Source organism: Mycobacterium sp. PTI7, from assembly GCF_056679845.1.
Genome location: NZ_CM155252.1, coordinates 5,324,084 through 5,340,461, shown reverse-complemented (window position 1 = coordinate 5,340,461; position 16,378 = coordinate 5,324,084). Strand labels below are relative to the sequence as shown.

At 70.2% G+C, this 16,378-nt stretch carries 16 protein-coding genes and 1 pseudogene; 10 read left to right on the top strand and 7 right to left on the bottom strand.

Annotation, left to right across the window (positions count from 1 at the left end):
• Positions 1 to 65 precede the first annotated feature (65 nt).
• Entirely contained in the window at positions 66 to 1,928 is a 1,863-nt protein-coding gene (locus AC1MEY_RS25690) for a S9 family peptidase (protein ID WP_480228161.1), read from the top strand.
• A gap of 6 nt (positions 1,929 to 1,934) precedes the next feature.
• On the opposite strand, the gene AC1MEY_RS25685 is transcribed toward AC1MEY_RS25690, so the two are convergent.
• Both AC1MEY_RS25685 and AC1MEY_RS25680 read right to left on the bottom strand, forming a co-directional pair.
• A complete protein-coding gene (locus tag AC1MEY_RS25685) occupies positions 1,935 to 2,630 on the bottom strand; it encodes a proteasome protein (protein WP_480228160.1) in 696 nt (231 codons plus the stop codon).
• 30 nt (positions 2,631 to 2,660) lie between these two features.
• The gene (locus AC1MEY_RS25680; RefSeq protein WP_480228159.1) at positions 2,661 to 4,172 is read right to left on the bottom strand and encodes a threonine/serine exporter family protein; all 1,512 of its coding nucleotides are present in this window, start codon (positions 4,170 to 4,172) and stop codon (positions 2,661 to 2,663) included.
• A gap of 172 nt (positions 4,173 to 4,344) precedes the next feature.
• Between AC1MEY_RS25680 and AC1MEY_RS25675 the strand changes: the two genes are divergently transcribed.
• Positions 4,345 to 4,944, top strand: coding sequence for a LysE/ArgO family amino acid transporter (locus tag AC1MEY_RS25675; protein ID WP_480228158.1), 600 nt, complete (start codon positions 4,345 to 4,347; stop codon positions 4,942 to 4,944).
• On the opposite strand, the gene AC1MEY_RS25670 is transcribed toward AC1MEY_RS25675, so the two are convergent.
• Together AC1MEY_RS25670 and AC1MEY_RS25665 are read right to left on the bottom strand one after the other, a co-directional pair.
• Positions 4,937 to 5,158 (bottom strand): hypothetical protein, encoded by a 222-nt coding sequence (locus tag AC1MEY_RS25670; RefSeq protein WP_480228157.1) that lies wholly within the window; start codon positions 5,156 to 5,158, stop codon positions 4,937 to 4,939. The two genes, AC1MEY_RS25675 and AC1MEY_RS25670, sit on opposite strands and share 8 nt — an antisense overlap.
• Positions 5,159 to 5,162: 4 nt before the next feature.
• Complete coding sequence (locus AC1MEY_RS25665) at positions 5,163 to 5,447, bottom strand: GlsB/YeaQ/YmgE family stress response membrane protein (RefSeq protein ID WP_480228156.1); 285 nt, start codon at positions 5,445 to 5,447, stop codon at positions 5,163 to 5,165.
• 275 nt (positions 5,448 to 5,722) lie between these two features.
• On the opposite strand from AC1MEY_RS25665, the gene AC1MEY_RS25660 reads away from it, so the two are divergent.
• Genes AC1MEY_RS25660 through AC1MEY_RS25635 form a run of 6 tightly spaced genes read left to right on the top strand, consistent with a single transcriptional unit; the run spans position 5,723 to position 10,714 of the window.
• A complete protein-coding gene (locus AC1MEY_RS25660; protein ID WP_480231673.1) occupies positions 5,723 to 6,808 on the top strand; it encodes a YeiH family protein in 1,086 nt (361 codons plus the stop codon).
• A 17-nt stretch (positions 6,809 to 6,825) separates the two neighbouring features.
• The gene (locus AC1MEY_RS25655; protein ID WP_480228155.1) at positions 6,826 to 7,818 is read left to right on the top strand and encodes an ABC transporter substrate-binding protein; all 993 of its coding nucleotides are present in this window, start codon (positions 6,826 to 6,828) and stop codon (positions 7,816 to 7,818) included.
• 32 nt (positions 7,819 to 7,850) lie between these two features.
• Positions 7,851 to 8,537 carry a queuosine precursor transporter gene (locus tag AC1MEY_RS25650; RefSeq protein WP_480228154.1) on the top strand — a complete coding sequence of 229 codons (687 nt, stop codon included), beginning with the start codon at positions 7,851 to 7,853 and terminating at the stop codon, positions 8,535 to 8,537.
• Positions 8,538 to 8,539: 2 nt separating this feature from the next.
• Positions 8,540 to 9,181 (top strand): 5-oxoprolinase subunit B family protein, encoded by a 642-nt coding sequence (locus AC1MEY_RS25645; protein ID WP_480228153.1) that lies wholly within the window; start codon positions 8,540 to 8,542, stop codon positions 9,179 to 9,181.
• Complete coding sequence (locus tag AC1MEY_RS25640; protein ID WP_480228152.1) at positions 9,178 to 10,080, top strand: 5-oxoprolinase/urea amidolyase family protein; 903 nt, start codon at positions 9,178 to 9,180, stop codon at positions 10,078 to 10,080. The genes AC1MEY_RS25645 and AC1MEY_RS25640 overlap by 4 nt, the downstream gene beginning before the upstream one ends.
• A gap of 34 nt (positions 10,081 to 10,114) precedes the next feature.
• Complete coding sequence (locus tag AC1MEY_RS25635; RefSeq protein WP_480228151.1) at positions 10,115 to 10,714, top strand: TetR/AcrR family transcriptional regulator; 600 nt, start codon at positions 10,115 to 10,117, stop codon at positions 10,712 to 10,714.
• Between the two features lie 6 nt (positions 10,715 to 10,720).
• On the opposite strand, the gene AC1MEY_RS25630 is transcribed toward AC1MEY_RS25635, so the two are convergent.
• Positions 10,721 to 13,774, bottom strand: coding sequence for an MMPL family transporter (locus AC1MEY_RS25630; RefSeq protein WP_480228150.1), 3,054 nt, complete (start codon positions 13,772 to 13,774; stop codon positions 10,721 to 10,723).
• 151 nt (positions 13,775 to 13,925) lie between these two features.
• Between AC1MEY_RS25630 and AC1MEY_RS25625 the strand changes: the two genes are divergently transcribed.
• Positions 13,926 to 14,471 carry a GNAT family N-acetyltransferase gene (locus AC1MEY_RS25625; RefSeq protein WP_480231672.1) on the top strand — a complete coding sequence of 182 codons (546 nt, stop codon included), beginning with the start codon at positions 13,926 to 13,928 and terminating at the stop codon, positions 14,469 to 14,471.
• Between the two features lie 12 nt (positions 14,472 to 14,483).
• Here the strand turns inward: AC1MEY_RS25625 and AC1MEY_RS25620 are convergent.
• Together AC1MEY_RS25620 and AC1MEY_RS25615 are read right to left on the bottom strand one after the other, a co-directional pair.
• Positions 14,484 to 14,799, bottom strand: a pseudogene (locus tag AC1MEY_RS25620) (Orn/Lys/Arg family decarboxylase); the annotation flags it as partial.
• A gap of 148 nt (positions 14,800 to 14,947) precedes the next feature.
• The gene (locus AC1MEY_RS25615; RefSeq protein WP_480228149.1) at positions 14,948 to 15,526 is read right to left on the bottom strand and encodes a hypothetical protein; all 579 of its coding nucleotides are present in this window, start codon (positions 15,524 to 15,526) and stop codon (positions 14,948 to 14,950) included.
• An 18-nt stretch (positions 15,527 to 15,544) separates the two neighbouring features.
• Between AC1MEY_RS25615 and AC1MEY_RS25610 the strand changes: the two genes are divergently transcribed.
• Positions 15,545 to 16,312: an endonuclease/exonuclease/phosphatase family protein gene (locus AC1MEY_RS25610; protein ID WP_480228148.1), complete on the top strand. Its 768-nt coding sequence runs from the start codon at positions 15,545 to 15,547 to the stop codon at positions 16,310 to 16,312.
• Positions 16,313 to 16,378: the final 66 nt, after the last annotated feature.

Below are 16,378 nucleotides of genomic sequence, written 5' to 3'. Positions count from 1 at the left end.
CACATCTCGAATGACGCGCAGGTGTGGCGTACCCGCATGCCCACATCCTCCAGAAAGGGAACACCATGACTCGACCCGAACAGATCTCCGTCGAGGACTTCTTCGCACCGCCCACCCGCGGCGCGGCCACCATCTCGCCCGACGGCACCCGGATCGCCTTCCTGGCGCCGTTCGAGGGCCGGCTCAACGTCTGGGTCCAGGGTCTCGACGACGGGTCCGACGCCCGGCGCGTCACCGCCGACGCCAACCGCAGCATCTACATGTTCGAGTGGACCGACGACCCGCGCTGGATGCTGTACATGCAGGACGCCGGCGGCGACGAGAACTGGCACGTCTACCGCATCGACCTGGACGATCCCGACTCCAGCCCAACGGATCTCACGCCGTTCCCCGGCATACGGGCGATGTTCGAGACGTCCGCCGCACGGCCCGGCAAGGCCATCGTGCAGATGAACAGGCGCGTCCCCGAACTGCTCGACGTCTACGAACTCGACATCGCGACCGGCGACCTGACGCTGCTCGCCGAGAACCCCGGCGACGTGGTCGGCTGGCGCACCGGCCGCAGCGGCCAGCTGTACACGTCGTCGCTGACCGCCGACGGTGACGTCGAACTGTTCCTCTGGCAACAGGATTCGGGCACGATGCGCAGCATCGCGGTCTACGAGGGCACCGACTACCCGCTCGGCATCAACCCGATCGAGATGACGCCCGACGGCACCGGCATCTGGCTGGGCTCCAACGAGGGCAGCGACCAGGTGCGGCTCGTGCGGGTGGACGTCGAGACCGGCGAGGAGACCGTCGTCGACAGTCACCCGACCTTCGACCTGGGCGGCCAGCTCGGGCTGCCCTCGCCGCTGATCCTCAGCCGCCGGACCGGTGAGTTGATCGGCGCCCGTTATGCCCGTGAACGTCAGGTGATCCACGCGCTGGACCCGCACTTCGCCGAGGTGCTCGAAAAGCTCGAGGCGCTGTCCGACGGCGACCTGGGCGCCATCTCGTCCGACGAGAGCGAGCGACGCTGGGTGGTGAGCTTCGTGCACGACCGCGACCCCGGCGTCACCTACCTCTACGACCACTCGACCGGTGCGAGCCAGCAGCTGTTCCGGCCGTTCCCGCACCTCGACCCGGAGGCGATGGCGCCGATGACGCCGGTGACCATCCCCTCCCGCGACGGTCTGGACCTGCATTCGTATCTGACGCTGCCGGTCGGCGTCGAACCCGTCGGCCTGCCGATGGTGCTGCTGGTGCACGGCGGCCCCTGGGCGAGGGACGCCTGGGGCTTTCATCCCGAGGTCCAGTTGCTCGCCAACCGCGGATACGCGGTGCTGCAGGTCAACTTTCGCGGATCCACGGGATACGGCAAGGCGTTCGTCAAGGCGGCCATCGGCGAGTTCGCGGGCAAGATGCACGACGACCTGATCGATGCCGTCGACTGGGCCGTCGACCGGGGCTACGCCGACCGCGACCGCGTCGCCATCTTCGGCGGCTCGTACGGCGGGTACGCCGCGCTGGTGGGCGTCACGTTCACCCCGGACGTGTTCGCCGCCGCCATCGACTACGTCGGCATCTCGAGCCTCGCCAACTTCATGCGGACGCTGCCCAACATCGCCCGGCCGTTCCTCGCGAACAACTGGCACCTGTTCGTGGGCAACCCGTCGGATCCGCAGCAGGAGGCGGACATGCTGGCCCGCTCGCCGATCACCTACGTGGAGAAGATCCGGACGCCACTGCTGGTGGTGCAGGGCGCCAACGACACCCGGGTGGTGCAGGCCGAGTCGGACAACCTCGTCGAGGCGCTACGGGCGCGGGGCGTGGACGTGGAGTACATGGTCAAGGAGGACGAGGGCCACGGCTTCCTCAATCCCGACAACCAGATCGATCTCTACCACGCCGTCGAGCGGTTCCTCGCCGAGCACCTGCAGCGCTGACCGCGGTCAGGAGAACAACCCGTCCAGAGCCTCCTGCTCGAGGCCGATCCACCGCCGCACCCGAGCCCGGACGTCGTCCACCTCGTCCGGGCTCAGGTGTTCGGCGCCGTCCGGGGTGATGCGGCAGAGGTCCATCGGGCCACCGACGCTCGGCGACGACGCGTCCAGCGCGTCGAGCACCCGCAGCGCGGCGACCATGCCGTAGTCGACGTCGCGCTCGGACATCCGGAAGTGCGCGAGCAGGGCATGCGCCTGCTGGGCCATCGGTGCGCCGCTGCCCACGGCCTGGAAGCCGGTGGTCTCGTGGTGGCCGATGAGGCCGTTCGGATCGAGGTCGACGATGAACGGGGTGTCGCCGGCATAGCCCGCGGCGAGCACGTACGTCGCGGGCGTGCCTGCCGCCTCCTGGCCGGGGACCTCGGCGATGAAGTTCGCGTAGTGGTGCTTGAGCACGGGCACGACCCTGGCCTGGATGGCATGGCCGACCTCCCGGGCCTCCACGATGGCCTCGGCCTCGGCGGTGAAGATCTGCTCCACGTCGTAGAGCACCGCGCGCGAGCCGCTACCGCCCCAGGCCGCGTGACCGCCGAGCGGATGCAGCTTCTGGGCGGGGTAGCTCACTCCGCGGCCGGGATCGGTGATCTGCGAGTCCGACGCCATCGCGATTCCGTTGAGACACTTGATGGCCAGGACGACTGTCATGCGGCGATCGTCCCACGCCCGCGGCCGGGGCTAGGGCGTTCCGGCGTCCTCGTCGGTGTCCGGGGCACGATCCTGGGCGGGCTCCAGAGCGACGCTCAGCGGGCGTTGGCCGTCGCTCGACTGCTCGGGGTCGGCGGGTTCGAGCCGCACCACCCGGCCGACTGCCCGGCGCAGCCCCGGGGCGCCTTCGATGCGGAGGAAGTCACCCACCCGACCGGCGCGGTACCGCAGGGGTGAGCCGATGAACTCGCCGAGCACCACCCCGCTGCCCAGCGCAAGCGCGACCGCCGTCGCGGACAGCATCTGCGCCAGTCCGTCGTTGTAGCTGCCGTCGACGGCGAGGTAGTAGACGGCGCGGAACACCGCGAGGCCCGGCAGCATCGGCATGATCGCGGCGGTGGCGGTGATGAGGGCGGGGGCCTGCCTGCGGATCGAGATGAGCGTGGCGACGAAACCCACCGCCACGGCGGCGATCCCGGTGGCGACGACCTGTCCGAGGCCGGCGGTGCCGAGTCCGATGAGCAGCCACTCCGCACTCGCGGCGGCGATACCGGCGATGATGATCGACCGCCACGGCGCGTAACTCGCGAGAGTCAGGCAGGCACCCGCGAGCCCGGCGCCGAACACCGCGAGCCCGATGGACAGCGGCTGATTCGGAATGACGAAGCTCTCGGTGGCGTCGACGTGCAGCTCGATGGAGATGCCCGCGAGGGTGGCGACCTGGAGTCCGGCGACGATGCCCACCACGATGCCGGAGGTGAGGAACAGCGCCTCGCCGAGCCGCGCCACCGCGGTGAGCATGTTGCCGGTCACCGCGTCCTGCATGGCGCCGACGAACGTCAGACCCGAGAGCAGCATCACGATCCCGGTGGCCACCAGCGCCGTCGGGTTCAGTCCCGCCACGAAGTACGCCGCCACCGCGACCAGCGTCGCGATCGCCGCGCCCGTGACGTGCTGGAAGAAGTACGGGGTGCCGATGCGGTTGAGCAGCCGGCCCGACTGGTCGATGACCATCGAGGTGACGGCTGCCAGCACGCACGTCAGCCACGTGCCGCCGAGCAGCATGGCGATGCCCAGCGCGAAGCCCGCCCAGCCGACGGTGGCCACCCAGCGCGGATAGATGTGCGGGCGTTCGGTCAGTTCGTCCATCGCGTCGTGGGCCTCGTCGACGGTGACGCCGCCGGAGGTGATGCGCTGCACCAGCAGGTCGAGATCGGCCAGCCGCGTGTAGTCGGTGGTGCGAACGTGGACGGCCCGCACGATCGTGACCGGCGGGCTGTCGGCGGTGGGCAGCGCGGACACGATGGCGGTGGTCGCGAAGACGTCGACGACGCAGTCGGTCAGGCGGTAGGCCTGGGCGACGTCCTCGGCGGTGGCGATGACGTCGGCGGTGCCCGAACCGGACGACAGCATGACCTCGGCGAGGCGGATGGTGAGGTCGAGGACCTTGCGCGTGTGGAGGTCGCCCACCTCGCGCGGGGCCCGCCGGCGCTGGCCGGCGATGGGTGCGGGATCGCGGCGCCCCGGCAGGGCGATCTGCATCCCCCGGCGGGACGGCGCCCGTCCGTCAGATCGTTTCCCAACCACGCACGGAACGATACTGAGTCGCGGGCGGTGCGCCGAACGCCGCAGTGACCGGCAACATAAGCGTCGCTAATGCCAGTGAAGAATCATTAGCTGTACTGAATCGCAGGCGGCTCCTACCGTCGTCGGCATGACCTCACCGCTGCTCGTCGGCTTCCTTACGTCGATCGCACTGATCGCGGCCATCGGCGCGCAGAACGCGTTCGTCCTCCGCCAGGGCATCCGGGGCGAGCACGTCGTTCCGGTGGTGCTGCTCTGCACCGTGGCCGACATGCTGTTGATCACCGCGGGCATCGCCGGCGTCGGGTCACTGGTGAGCGCTCACCCCGGTGCCATGGACGTCGCACGGTTCGGCGGGGCCGCCTTCCTGATCGGCTACGGCGTGCTCGCCGCGCGACGCGCGATGCGGCCCGCCGCGCTCACCCCTGCCGACGAGGCACCCGCGCGACTCGGCGCGGTGCTGGTGACCGCGGCGGCCCTGACGTTCCTGAACCCGCACGTGTACCTGGACACCGTGGTGCTGCTGGGCGCCCTGGCCAATCAACAGCAGGGTGGCCGTTGGCTGTTCGGGGTCGGCGCGGTCACCGCGAGCGCCGTCTGGTTCGTCACGCTCGGGTTCGGGGCACGCCGCCTGGCCGGCGTCTTCGCCACACCGAGGACCTGGCGCATCCTCGACGGCGTGATCGCCGCGACGATGGTGGTCCTCGGCGTCTCGCTCGCCCTCACCTGAGGGCGCGCGAATCACCCATCTCGTGCTTGCCCTTGCGGGTGCGGCGCTGGAGGAAGCCGGAGGCCTTCGCCAGGGCACTCGACACCTTGGTGTGCCGACCGTCGTTGCGGCGCTGCAGGAAAAGACTCAGGCGCGACAGGACGAAGGCCAGCACGGGAACGAGCAGGACCGTCAGGACCCAACGCCGGACCGGTGAACTCAGCAGTGCAAGCACGGGGTCACCGGCCGATCTTGGACGAGCTGCGCTTGCCGGTGATGCCGAGGTAGCCCGCGATCAGGATGATCGCGACGATGATCCCGACGAGGAACGGGATGATCTTGAAGCCGCCGTTCTGGTTCGAGTACCCGAGCTTGTACGCGACCCAGGTGCCCAGGAACGATCCGATCGCCCCGAGGAGCACCGTCATGATGACGCCGATGTTCTGCTTGCCCGGCATGATCAGCCGTGCCAATCCGCCCACGATGAGGCCGACGACGATGGCGCCGATGATTGTTCCGATCATGATGTGTCCTTTGTTCGGTCAAGTGCAGATGCCGCACATAAGTACCCCAAACCGCGCGTCTCAACCGACTGCGGGTTGACGCGCGCCGGTTGCGCTCGCGCTGAGCGCAACCGGTGAGATTGCCTCCACCGGTCGGTAGCGTCCGCCCACGTGAATGAGGACTGGCTCGCCGTCGTCGTCGGACTGGCGCTACTCGCCCTGGTGCTCGTCGGCGCCCTCCCGGGCAGCGTGATCCCGTGACCGATCGCACCCGGGCCGACGACGCGGCCGTCGAGGTGCCGCCCGCGTCGCGCCCGGTGGTGGGCTATGCCGTCGCAGGCGTGGCCGTGGTGCTCGTCCTCGGCGCCGCAGCGCGCTTCCTGGAGTCCCACGTCCCCGGGTGGGCCGCGGACACTCCCCTCGCGGGCGTCGCCAAGTCGATCGAATTCCCCATCTACGCCATCGCTTTGGGGCTGCTGGGCAATGCCGTACTCAGCCGGCTGGGGGTCCGCGACGCACTGTCCCGCGGCTTCCGCACCGAGTTCTTCATCAAGACCGGTCTCGTGTTGCTCGGCGCCTCGGTGAACCTGAAGATCCTGGTCACCGCAGCCGGTCCGGCAATCGTCCAGGCACTGCTGCTGATCTCGATCGTCTTCGGCTTCACGTGGTGGCTCGGCGGTCGGCTCGGCCTCGATGACAAGCTGCGGGCACTGCTCGCGTCGGCGGTGTCGATCTGTGGTGTCAGCGCCGCGATCGCCGCGGCCGGTGCCGTACAGGCGAAGAAGGAACAGTTGGCCTACGCCGCGTCGCTGGTGATCGTCTTCGCACTCCCGTCGATCTTCCTACTGCCGTGGCTCGCCGACGTCCTCGGCCTCTCGCCGGCCGTGTCCGGGGCGTGGATCGGCGGCAACATCGACACCACCGCCGCCGTCGCCGCCGCCGGGTCGCTCGCCGGCGAGGACGCGTTGCAGATCGCGACGATCGTGAAGACGACGCAGAACGCGCTGATCGGGTTCGTGGCGATCGCCCTGACCGCCTACTTCGCACTGAAGGTCGAGCGCACGGACGCCTCGGCCCGGCCCACCGTGGGTCAGTTCTGGGAGAGGTTCCCCAAGTTCGTCCTGGGCTTCATCGCGGCGTCGGTGATCGGCACCCTCTACCTGCAGTACGGCGGCGACAAGGCGGCCATCACGACCGTCAACGACCTGCGCACCTGGTTCCTGATCTTCGCCTTCGTGTCGATCGGCCTGGAGTTCAGCCTCCGCGGTCTGCGCGAGGCCGGCTGGCGTCCCGTGGCGGTGTTCGCCTCGGCGACGGTGGTGAACATCGTGGTGGCGCTGGGACTCGCGGCAATCCTGTTCGCCAACTTCGACCTCGGTTAGCCACTACGCTCGGCCGCGTGCCCCACATCTGGTCGCGCAGGGCCTTCCTGGCCCGGTCACTGGCCCTGTCCGCCGGAGCCGCCGCGTTCGCCGCCGGTTGCAGTCCCGACAAGCCGGGCGCCGTCGCCGACGACGGTTCCGTCACCGTCACACACGTGTTCGGCGAGACCAAGATCCCCGGCCCACCGCAGCGCGTCGTCAGTGCCGGCTTCACCGAGCAGGACGACCTCCTCGCCCTCGGGGTGGTGCCGATCGCCGTGACGGAGTGGTTCGGCGGCGAGCCCTTCGCCACCTGGCCGTGGGCACTGCCTAAACTGGGTGCCGCGCAACCCGTCGTGCTCAACCTCGTCGACGGCATCCAGGTCGACCAGATCGCCTCTCTGAAGCCCGATCTCATCGTCGCGATCAACGCCGGCCTGGACGCCGACACCTACACCCGGCTGTCGGCCATCGCGCCCACCATCGCCCAGTCCGGCGCGGACGCCTTCTTCGAACCGTGGAAGACCCAGGCCGACGTCATCGGTCAGGCGACGTTCAAGGTCGACGACATGCGGACCCTCGTCACCGGCGTCGAGGACCGCTTCGCGAAGGTCAAGACCGACAACCCGTCGCTCAACGACAAGAAGGTGTACGTGGTCGGCGGGACGTTTTTCAAGGACCGCGTCGTGGTCACCCCGGCGGGCCCACGCACCGAATACCTCACCCAGATGGGCCTGACGATCCCCGACGGTATCGCCGAGTACGTCGACGGCGAGAGCGCCTACGTCCCGCGGGACCGCTGGGCGGCCGTCCTCGACCAGGCCGACGCGCTGATCTGGACCACCGAGAACGACGCCGAGATCGGCGCGCTCCTCGCCGACCCGACGTTCGCGGAACTCAAGGCGACGAAGAACAACCGCAACGTGCTCACCGACAGGGAGTTGGCGGGCGCCATCGCGTACGGCACCGTGCTGTCCTACCCGGTGGTCGCCGACCGGCTGCCACCGATGCTGGCCAAAGTGCTCGCCTGAGACCCGATCCGACGGCCTGACACAATGTCCGGGTGACAGACGCCCTCGAGGACACCGCTCGGCCCAGCTTCGCCAAGGTCGGCTCGGCCTACTATCCGGTGCTCGTCGCCGTCTTCACCGCGCTCGTCATCATCTCCAACGTCACCGCCACCAAGGGCGTCGCGTTCGGTCCGATCCTCACCGACGGCGGGTTCATCGTGTTCCCGCTGACCTACGTGATCGGCGACGTGCTGTCCGAGGTGTACGGCTTCAAGGCCGCGCGGAAGGCGATCATCCTCGGCTTCTCGATGAACGTGCTGGCGGCCCTGGCGTTCTGGGTCACGGTCTATCTGCCCGCCGCGGACTTCTACGAGAACCAGGCCGCGCTCGAGAACATCGTGGGGGCCTACACCCAGCTGATCGTCGCGGGCCTGGCCGGATTCGCGGTCGGCCAGACGATCAACGCGTGGGTGGTCGTGGCGATCAAGGAGCGCACCAGGGAGAAGCACCTGTGGGCGCGGCTGGTGGGCTCGACCTTCGCGGGCCAACTCGGTGACACGCTGGTGTTCTGCGCGATCGCCGCGAGCGCCATCGGCATCACCACGTTCCGCGACTTCGCCGTCTACACCGCGCTCGGATGGCTCTACAAGACCGCCATCGAGGTGGTGATGCTGCCGATCACCTACCGCGTCATCGGCCACATCAAACGACGCGAACCGACCTACCAGCCCGCCATCTGACGATGTCCGCCGTCGGCACCGTGCACGACTACGGGGAGCGCGCACTGCTCCTCGAGTTCGACGGCATCGACGAGGTGCTGGCGTGGACGGACGCCATACGCCGGGCCGACCTGCCGGGCGTCCTGGACGTCGTGCCCGCCGCTCGGACCGTCCTGGTCGAACTGGCCGCCCTCGCGGACGTCGGTGCCGTCCGGCGACGGTTGACGTCGCTGCGGGTGGACCCCGCCGACGGCAGTCCCGGCGACGGTGGCGTCGACGTCACGCTCGACGTGGTCTACGACGGTCCCGACCTCGACGAGGTGGCCCGGCTGACCGGCCTGTCCGCCGACGACGTCGTGACCGCCCACACCGCGGCACCGATGCGGGTGGGTTTCGGCGGGTTCGCACCCGGCTTCGCCTACCTCGTCGGCGGCGACCCCCGATTGCACGTCCCACGCCGCGCCGAACCGCGGACCAGGGTGCCCGCGGGATCGGTCGGGCTCGCCGGCGAGTTCAGCGGCGTGTACCCCCGCGAGACACCTGGCGGCTGGCAGCTGATCGGACGGTGCGACGCCGTCCTGTGGGACGTCGACCGCACTCCGCCTGCCCTACTGGTACCGGGTACGTGGATCCGGTTCCGCGCGATCGACCGGCCGACTCCGTGATCACCCTGGAGATTCTCGCGACCGGGCCGCTGGCCCTGGTGCAGGACCTGGGCCGACCGGGCCACGCCCACCTCGGCGTCACCCGCTCCGGAGCCGCCGACCGGCGCGCGCACGCCCTGGGCAATCGCCTGGTCGCGAACCCCGAGGACCGTGCCACGATCGAGGTCACGCTCGGCGGGTTCGTCGCCCGACTACGCGGCGGCGACCTGTCGATCGCCGTCACCGGTGCCGACGCCCGGCCGACCGTGGACGGGAAGCCGTTCGGCAGCAACGGGATACAGCACGTGCGGGACGGGCAGGTGCTGGCCCTCGGCATCCCCGCCGCGGGACTGCGCAGCTACGTCGCCGTCCGGGGCGGCGTCGACGTCGAGCCCGTCCTCGGATCGCGGAGCCACGACGTGCTGTCGACGATCGGCCCCCGGCCGCTGCGGGCCGGAGACGACGTTCCCGTCGGGGAACACACCGCCGACTACCCCGAACTCGACCAGGCACCCGTCGCCGCGATCGGCACCGGCGTCCTGGACCTGCACGTGATGCCCGGCCCCCGCGACGACTGGTTCGCCGATCCCGACCGGTTCGTCCGCACCGAGTGGATCGCCTCCGACCGCAGCGACCGCGTCGGCATGCGCCTGGACGGCAACCCCCTGTCGGCGCGGTGGCCGGATCGTCAACTCCCCAGCGAGGGCGCCGTCCGCGGTGCGATCCAGGTGCCGCCCAACGGCCTCCCGGTGATCCTCGGACCGGACCATCCCGTGACCGGCGGCTACCCGGTGATCGGCGTGCTCACCGAGGCCGCCATCGACGACGCCGCCCAACTCCGTCCCGGCCGGAGCGTCCGGTTCCACTGGGCGCGGGCGCGCTCGACCGGCCACGGAGACGGGCCCACACCTGTAGCATGAACGGTCTACTGGCCGCCGATGAAGGAGTGCTCCGATGGAGGGTGCCCGCCGACGCCTGGTGTCGTGCACCATCGCCCTGCTCCGCAGTCGCGGGGTGCAGGCGACCGGCATCGCCGAGATCGTGCAGCAGAGCGGCGCGGCCCGCCGCTCGATCTACAACCACTTCCCCTCCGGCAAGATGGAATTGATGGTCGAGGCCACCCGCGTCGCGGGCGCGCACGTCAACGGCGCCATCCGGCACCTGACCGAAGACAGTGACCCGCAGGACAGCCTCACCGGCTTCGTCGAGTTCTGGAAGCAGGCGATGATCGCCGAGGACTTCCAGAGCGGATGCCCGATCGCGATGGCGGCGCTCGGGTCGTTCGACACCCCCGCACTCGCCCGCCAGGCCGCCGACGTGTTCTCGGAGTGGCGGGACACGCTGGCCGCGCAGCTGCAGGCGCATGGCCTGACCGCCGCGGAGGCGGCCTCGCTGGCCACCTTCACGCTGTCGGCCGTGGAGGGCGCCATCGTGCAGGCCATCGCCTACCGGTCCACCGACCCGCTCGACGTGACCCACGAGCACATGGCCGCCCTGCTTCGTCAACGCTTGTCGCCCAACACCTCTCGACGCAAGCGCGCCACCGCCCGCTGAACGGTCTCAGCTCGCGGCAGGCGTGCTGGGCCACCACATCCGGTCGCCGATGATCACCATGCCGGCGGGGATGAAGATCGTCCGCACCACGGCGATGTCGAGCAGCAGGCCCAGCCCGACCGTCGATCCGATCTGAACGAGGTTGAACACGCTGCCACTCATCAGCGCGAACATCGTGATCGCGAAGACCAGGCCGGCGGTGGTGATCACGCTGCCCGTGGACGTGAAGCCGCGCAGGATCCCGCGCACCATGCCGCCACGCTCGGCCTCCTCCCGGATCCGGTCGGCGAACAGCATGCTGTAGTCGGCCCCGACGGCGACCAGCGCCATGAACGACACGGGCAGCACCGACCAGTCCAGCGGGATGCCCAGCAGGTGCTGCCAGACGAACACGCTGACGCCTCCCGCCGCGGCGAAGGACAGCACCACGGTGGCGACCATGAACGCGGGCGCCACCAGCGACCGCAGCAGCACCGCCAGCACCAGGAACACCCCGATCACCGCAACGGTGCCGAACAGGGCGAAGTCCTCGAACACCTGCGTGCGCATCTGGTCGGCGATCGAGGAGTATCCCGTCGCCGCGAATCGGGCGCCGTCGAGCACCGTGCCCTGGGCCGCCTCCGCAGCCGCGGGTGCGAGGGCGGACGCCGTGTTGAGCGCCTCGTCGGAGAAGGGGTTGACGTTCCAGACGACGAGCATCCTGGCGGTGCGTCCGTCCGGGGACATCAGCAGCTTGGCGCCGTCGACGAAGCGCGACTGCGCGAGCCCCTCCGGCGGGAGGTAGAAGCCGCTGCCCGGCCCCACCGTCGTGTGCGAACTCAATCCGGAGAGGTAGTCGGTGGCGGTCCGAAGGCCGCCCTGGAGTTCGGCGGTGAGGGCGACGGTCTGATCGGTGCCCGCCTTGACCTGGCCGAGCCCGCTGCTCAGGTCCGCCAGCCCGCCGGTGAGCCGGTCGACGCCGTCGGACAGTCGAACCAGTTGTGCGCGTGCGGCGTCCGGTGACTGACCGTCGAGCTGGTCGAGCATCCGCTGCAGGCCGGTCAGCGCCGTCTCGATCTGGGGCAGGGCGGTCTGCGCGCGGGTCAGGACGTCCCGTGGGTAGCCGGTGAGCGAACCGGCCTGGCGTAGCGCCGCCGAGACCGCCCCCGCCGTGTACGCGTTGAGGTCGGTGAAGGCTTGGCGTGCCTGCAGGCACCTCGGATCGGCCGCGCACGCAGGCGAGGGCGCGTCGGCCAGGAACGGCCGGAAGGCGTCGGCGATCCGTGCCGCCGCGGCGGACTGCTGCTCGTCGGCGGCGCCCACCGCCGCCGCGAGGGCGGACAGGGCGGACACGGTGTCGGTGAGACGGTCGGTGGCCTGGCGGAGGTCGGCGCTGCCCGCCGTCGCGGTGTCGACGATGCCCTCCGCCACGTCGAGCCCGTCGAGGACCGATCTGGCGAGCGTGACCACCCGCTGGGTCCCCGACGCCAGTTCGGGCAGCCGGCGCACGGCGTCGGCCGCGCCGGCGTTGAGCCGATCCACGCCCGCCGCCAGTGCCCGCAGTTGGGGTGAGGCCGTCTGCAGTTGCCGGTCGGCGTCGGCGAGTCCGTCGGCGACGCGTCCGGTCTGGTACCCCACGCTGGCCTCGGGGATCGGAGCGCCGTCCGGCCGGGTGATCGACCGGACGTGGGCGACCTGCGGGACGTTGGCCACCCCGATCGCGACCGCCTCGAGCGCGGCCAGGTCGTTGGTGTTGCGCATGTCGTGGTCGGCGCGCACCAGCAGGAACTCCGGCATCGCCTCGTTCACCGGCCAGTGCCGGTACACCGCGTCCAGACCGTCGGTCGAATCGGTGGCGCGGATCTGCATCCTGTCCTCGTCGAAGCTCGACACGGCGGTGAGGAGCACCGACGACGCCGCGAGCAGCAGGACGACGGCGGCGACGGACAGCGGTATGGCCGACCGTACGACGCGGGATCCGATCCTGCGCCAACGCCTTTCGTTGAGTGGACGCGGCTCGAGCCACCCCCGAGGCGCGAGCAGCCGGAGCAACGCCGGCGGTACCGTCAACGCCACCAGGCCGGCGACCACGATCGAGATGGCCGTGGGGATGCCCGCGGTCCGGAAGATCCCCGACTTGCAGAACGCCATCGCAGCACTCGCGACGGCGACGGTCAGCGCCGAGGCCACGATGATGCGGGTGACCCGCGCCGACGAGTAGCCGATGGCCTCGCGCCACGGCACCGATCGGCGACGACCCTCGAAGAAGCTGGTGACGGTGAAGATGGCGTAGTCGGTGGCGCCGCCGAGCACCATGGCCGTCGCGATTGCGATCGACAGGTTCGACACCGGAATCACGTGGGTGAGGCCGAGCAGCGACACGATCGGGCGGGCGATCCCGAGACAGATGCCGATCGTGACGAGCGGGATCGCCGCGGCCGCCCACGACTTGAAGGCGATCAGCAGCAGGATGGTGATCAGCACGACCGAGACCGACGTGATGATCAGCAGCGACTGGTCCATCGACGTGAACAGGTCCGCCAGCGTGGGGCCGGCACCGGTCAGATGCGTCTGCAGCCCTTCGGGTTTCGGGATCGAGTCGATGGCGGCACGAATCGCCACCGTGCTCTCGTGGGCCCGTGCCGACCCCACGTCACCCACCCCGGCGACAGTCAGGACGATCGCCTTGCCGTCGGGACTCTGGCCGACCTCGCCGATCGCGGGATTGCCGTAGACGTCGATGAGGTAGGCGACGTCCTCGCGGTCGGCGTTCAGACGGTCGACGACCTGCCGGTAGTAGTCCTGCTCGGCGGGCCCGATGCGGTGCTCGGACTCGATCACCAGGCTCGCGATCGCGGTCGAGTGCGGGACGTCGAAGTCGTCGGCCATCTCGCGCAACGCGTTGACCGCGGGCAGGTCGTTGGAGATGAACGGCGCCGAGTTCTTCGCGACGGTGACCTCGACCTGTGGCACGAACACGTTGAGGACGCCGGCGAGCAGCACCCAGAACCCGATCACCCAGATCGCGCGGCGCGCGCACCAGTCACCGAACCCAGCGGCGACGTTCCGCTGACCAGCCATGAGACTCCCGGGGAGAGGGCACCGGAGCGGTGATGCGAGCCGCGGTGCAGAACGATTGGTCTACCGTAGGTAGAAAGGTCGGTCTACGCAAATGGCGCGATCCCGGTCGGTCCGTGCGCCCGCGGCCCGTCACCTCGGTGGCCCGCCGGTGATACAACAGGGTGTGCACACGGCGCGCCTGGTTCATACGTCCGATCTGGACGCCGACACGCGGGACGGCGCGTTGCGCATGATCGTCGAGGCCTTCGCGGGCGACTTCACCGACGCCGACTGGCAGCACGCCCTCGGCGGAATGCACGCGCTGATCTTCGACCACGGCGCGCTGATCGCCCACGGCGCGGTCGTCCAGCGCCAACTCCTACACGACGGCCGTGCGCTGCGCTGCGGGTACCTCGAGGCGGTGGCGGTGCGGGAGGACTGCCGGGGTCGCGGTCTGGCGATGGCCGTCATGGACGCACTGGAGCAGGTGGTGCGCGGCGCGTACCAGCTGGGCGCACTCAGTGCGTCCGAAGCGGGCAGGCCCCTCTACGCGGGGCGCGGCTGGCTGCCGTGGCGCGGCCGGACGTCGACGTTGAGCCCGGCCGGCGTCACCCGCACACCCGGCGACGACGACGGCATCTTCGTCCTCCCCGTCACCGTCGACCTCGACACCACCGGCGAGATCACCTGCGACTGGCGCGAGGGCGACGTCTGGTGACCGGGGTACTCCTCACCCCGCTCGGGCGACGACCCTGAACGTCTGCAGCGACGCGTCCGTCGCGTCGGGGACGGCCATCCCGGCCGCGGAACCCGAACGCAGATAGTCGATCACCGCGTCGGTCAGGCGCTCGCCCGGCACCACGGCCGGGATGCCCGGCGGGTACGGGGTGAGCTGTTCGGCGGCGATCGCTCATGCCCACGTCGATCCGGCGGTGCGCACGGAGCCAGTCGGCGCACTGATACCCGGTGACGCCCAACTCCGAGACGTCGATGAGCACCTGTAGACGGTCCAGATCGTGCGACGCCTGATGGCCGAGCAAGCGGTCTTAGTACCCCGAGACCAGGCCCAGGTCGGCCAGCGTGGCCAGGGCCCGTACACCGGTGAGTTCGGGCCTGCGTGCGGTCAGCCCGGTCGTCGTCCCAATCGTCGCCATGACGCGATCCGGTACCCGCCCGAGGTCGGGACAAACGAGGTCACGCCGTCGGCGCGATGCCCATCCGATCGGCGAGGAACAGCAGCGCGGCCGCGAAGTGATTGTCCTTCGTCGCGTCGCGCAGCCGCGGCCAGTCGACCTGTTCGCGCACCGCCCGCAGCCGCGGCAGCAGTGGCTCGAAGTCGCAGTGGTGTTCGTTCAGTGCCAGCAGTTTCTGCGTCAGCGCCGTCGTGGGCTCCAGCACCCGCATCGGGATCGCGAGCACGTCGTAGGACGGCGACGCCTCGATCAGCGCGGCGTCGACGGGAACGCCGTTGACCCTGTGCAGGACGTCCACCAGCGCGCCGTCCCAGTACGCCTTGAGCAGCCAGGACTCCAGCGGCCGCTCCACGGTGAATCCCGCCCGCGTCAGCGTCTCGGCGACCGCGTCCGCGTCGGACTCCTCGACCACCAGGTCGACGTCGTGCAGCGGTTCGGGGGCGCCGTGCACCCACAGCGCGTAGCTGCCGGCCAGCGCGAACGGCCGCCCCTCCGCGGCCAGCGCGGACGCCGCCCGTCGCAGCGCTTCGCGCAGTCCGGACCACGGATCCTGCTCGGGCTTTGGCTCGATGTGCGTCATGGTGGGTATCAAGTACCCATGCGGATGGCTACCTTCAACATTCTGCACGGCCGGAACCTGGACGACGGCGTGGACGTCGCCCGCTTCGCGCGGGTGATCGAGAGCCTGAACGTCGACGTACTGGCCCTGCAGGAGGTCGACCGCGACCAGCCGCGGTCGGGGATGGCGGACCTGACGGCGGTGGCCGCCGAGGCCATGGGTGCCCGCTCACACCGCTTCGTGGCCGCCATGTCCGGCATCCCGGGCGCCACCTGGATGGCCGCCACCGGGCGGGAGAGCCCCGACACCGCCGCCTACGGCATCGCCCTGCTGTCGCGGTACCCGGCCACCACCTGGCGTTCCATCCGGCTGCCGCGGATCCCGATCAAGGTTCCCGTCTACATCCCCGGCACCCGACGGGTCATCATCGTCGACGAGGAACCGCGGTCGGCGATCATCGGACGGTTCGAGACCCCGCTCGGCCCGCTCACCGTGGCCAACTCGCACCTGTCCTTCGTGCCCGGCTGGAACCGCCGCCAGTTGCGACGGCTGGTCGACGGACTGCGGCTCAGCCCGGGCGCCCACCTCCTGGCGGGCGACCTCAACATGACGCCCGCCACGGTGCGGCGCTGGACGGGCTTCCGTCCGCTCGCCGACGCGCTCACGTTCCCCGCCCACGAACCGGACCGCCAGCTCGACCACCTGATGACCGACGACCCGGGCCTCGTCGTGACGGGCGTCAGCGCACCGGAGGTACCGCTGAGCGACCATCGTCCGCTGGTCGCCGACCTGGAACGACGGCCGTGAGCGCACCTCACGGGCGACCGACCACGCCGGTGAGGCCGTGTTCACGGTCGGGTCACCCCCCGCAGG

Excerpts from the sequence above, each read along its gene's own strand:
- AC1MEY_RS25635 (WP_480228151.1), top strand. The coding sequence starts at position 10,115 with ATGGAGGGTGCCCGCCGACGCCTGGTGTCGTGCACCATCGCCCTGCTC.
- AC1MEY_RS25615 (WP_480228149.1), bottom strand. The coding sequence starts at position 15,526 with ATGACGCACATCGAGCCAAAGCCCGAGCAGGATCCGTGGTCCGGACTG.
- AC1MEY_RS25665 (WP_480228156.1), bottom strand. The coding sequence starts at position 5,447 with ATGATCGGAACAATCATCGGCGCCATCGTCGTCGGCCTCATCGTGGGC.
- AC1MEY_RS25630 (WP_480228150.1), bottom strand. The coding sequence starts at position 13,774 with ATGGCTGGTCAGCGGAACGTCGCCGCTGGGTTCGGTGACTGGTGCGCG.
- AC1MEY_RS25680 (WP_480228159.1), bottom strand. The coding sequence starts at position 4,172 with ATGCAGATCGCCCTGCCGGGGCGCCGCGATCCCGCACCCATCGCCGGC.
- AC1MEY_RS25610 (WP_480228148.1), top strand. The coding sequence starts at position 15,545 with ATGCGGATGGCTACCTTCAACATTCTGCACGGCCGGAACCTGGACGAC.
- AC1MEY_RS25675 (WP_480228158.1), top strand. The coding sequence starts at position 4,345 with ATGACCTCACCGCTGCTCGTCGGCTTCCTTACGTCGATCGCACTGATC.
- AC1MEY_RS25690 (WP_480228161.1), top strand. The coding sequence starts at position 66 with ATGACTCGACCCGAACAGATCTCCGTCGAGGACTTCTTCGCACCGCCC.
- AC1MEY_RS25645 (WP_480228153.1), top strand. The coding sequence starts at position 8,540 with ATGTCCGCCGTCGGCACCGTGCACGACTACGGGGAGCGCGCACTGCTC.
- AC1MEY_RS25685 (WP_480228160.1), bottom strand. The coding sequence starts at position 2,630 with ATGACAGTCGTCCTGGCCATCAAGTGTCTCAACGGAATCGCGATGGCG.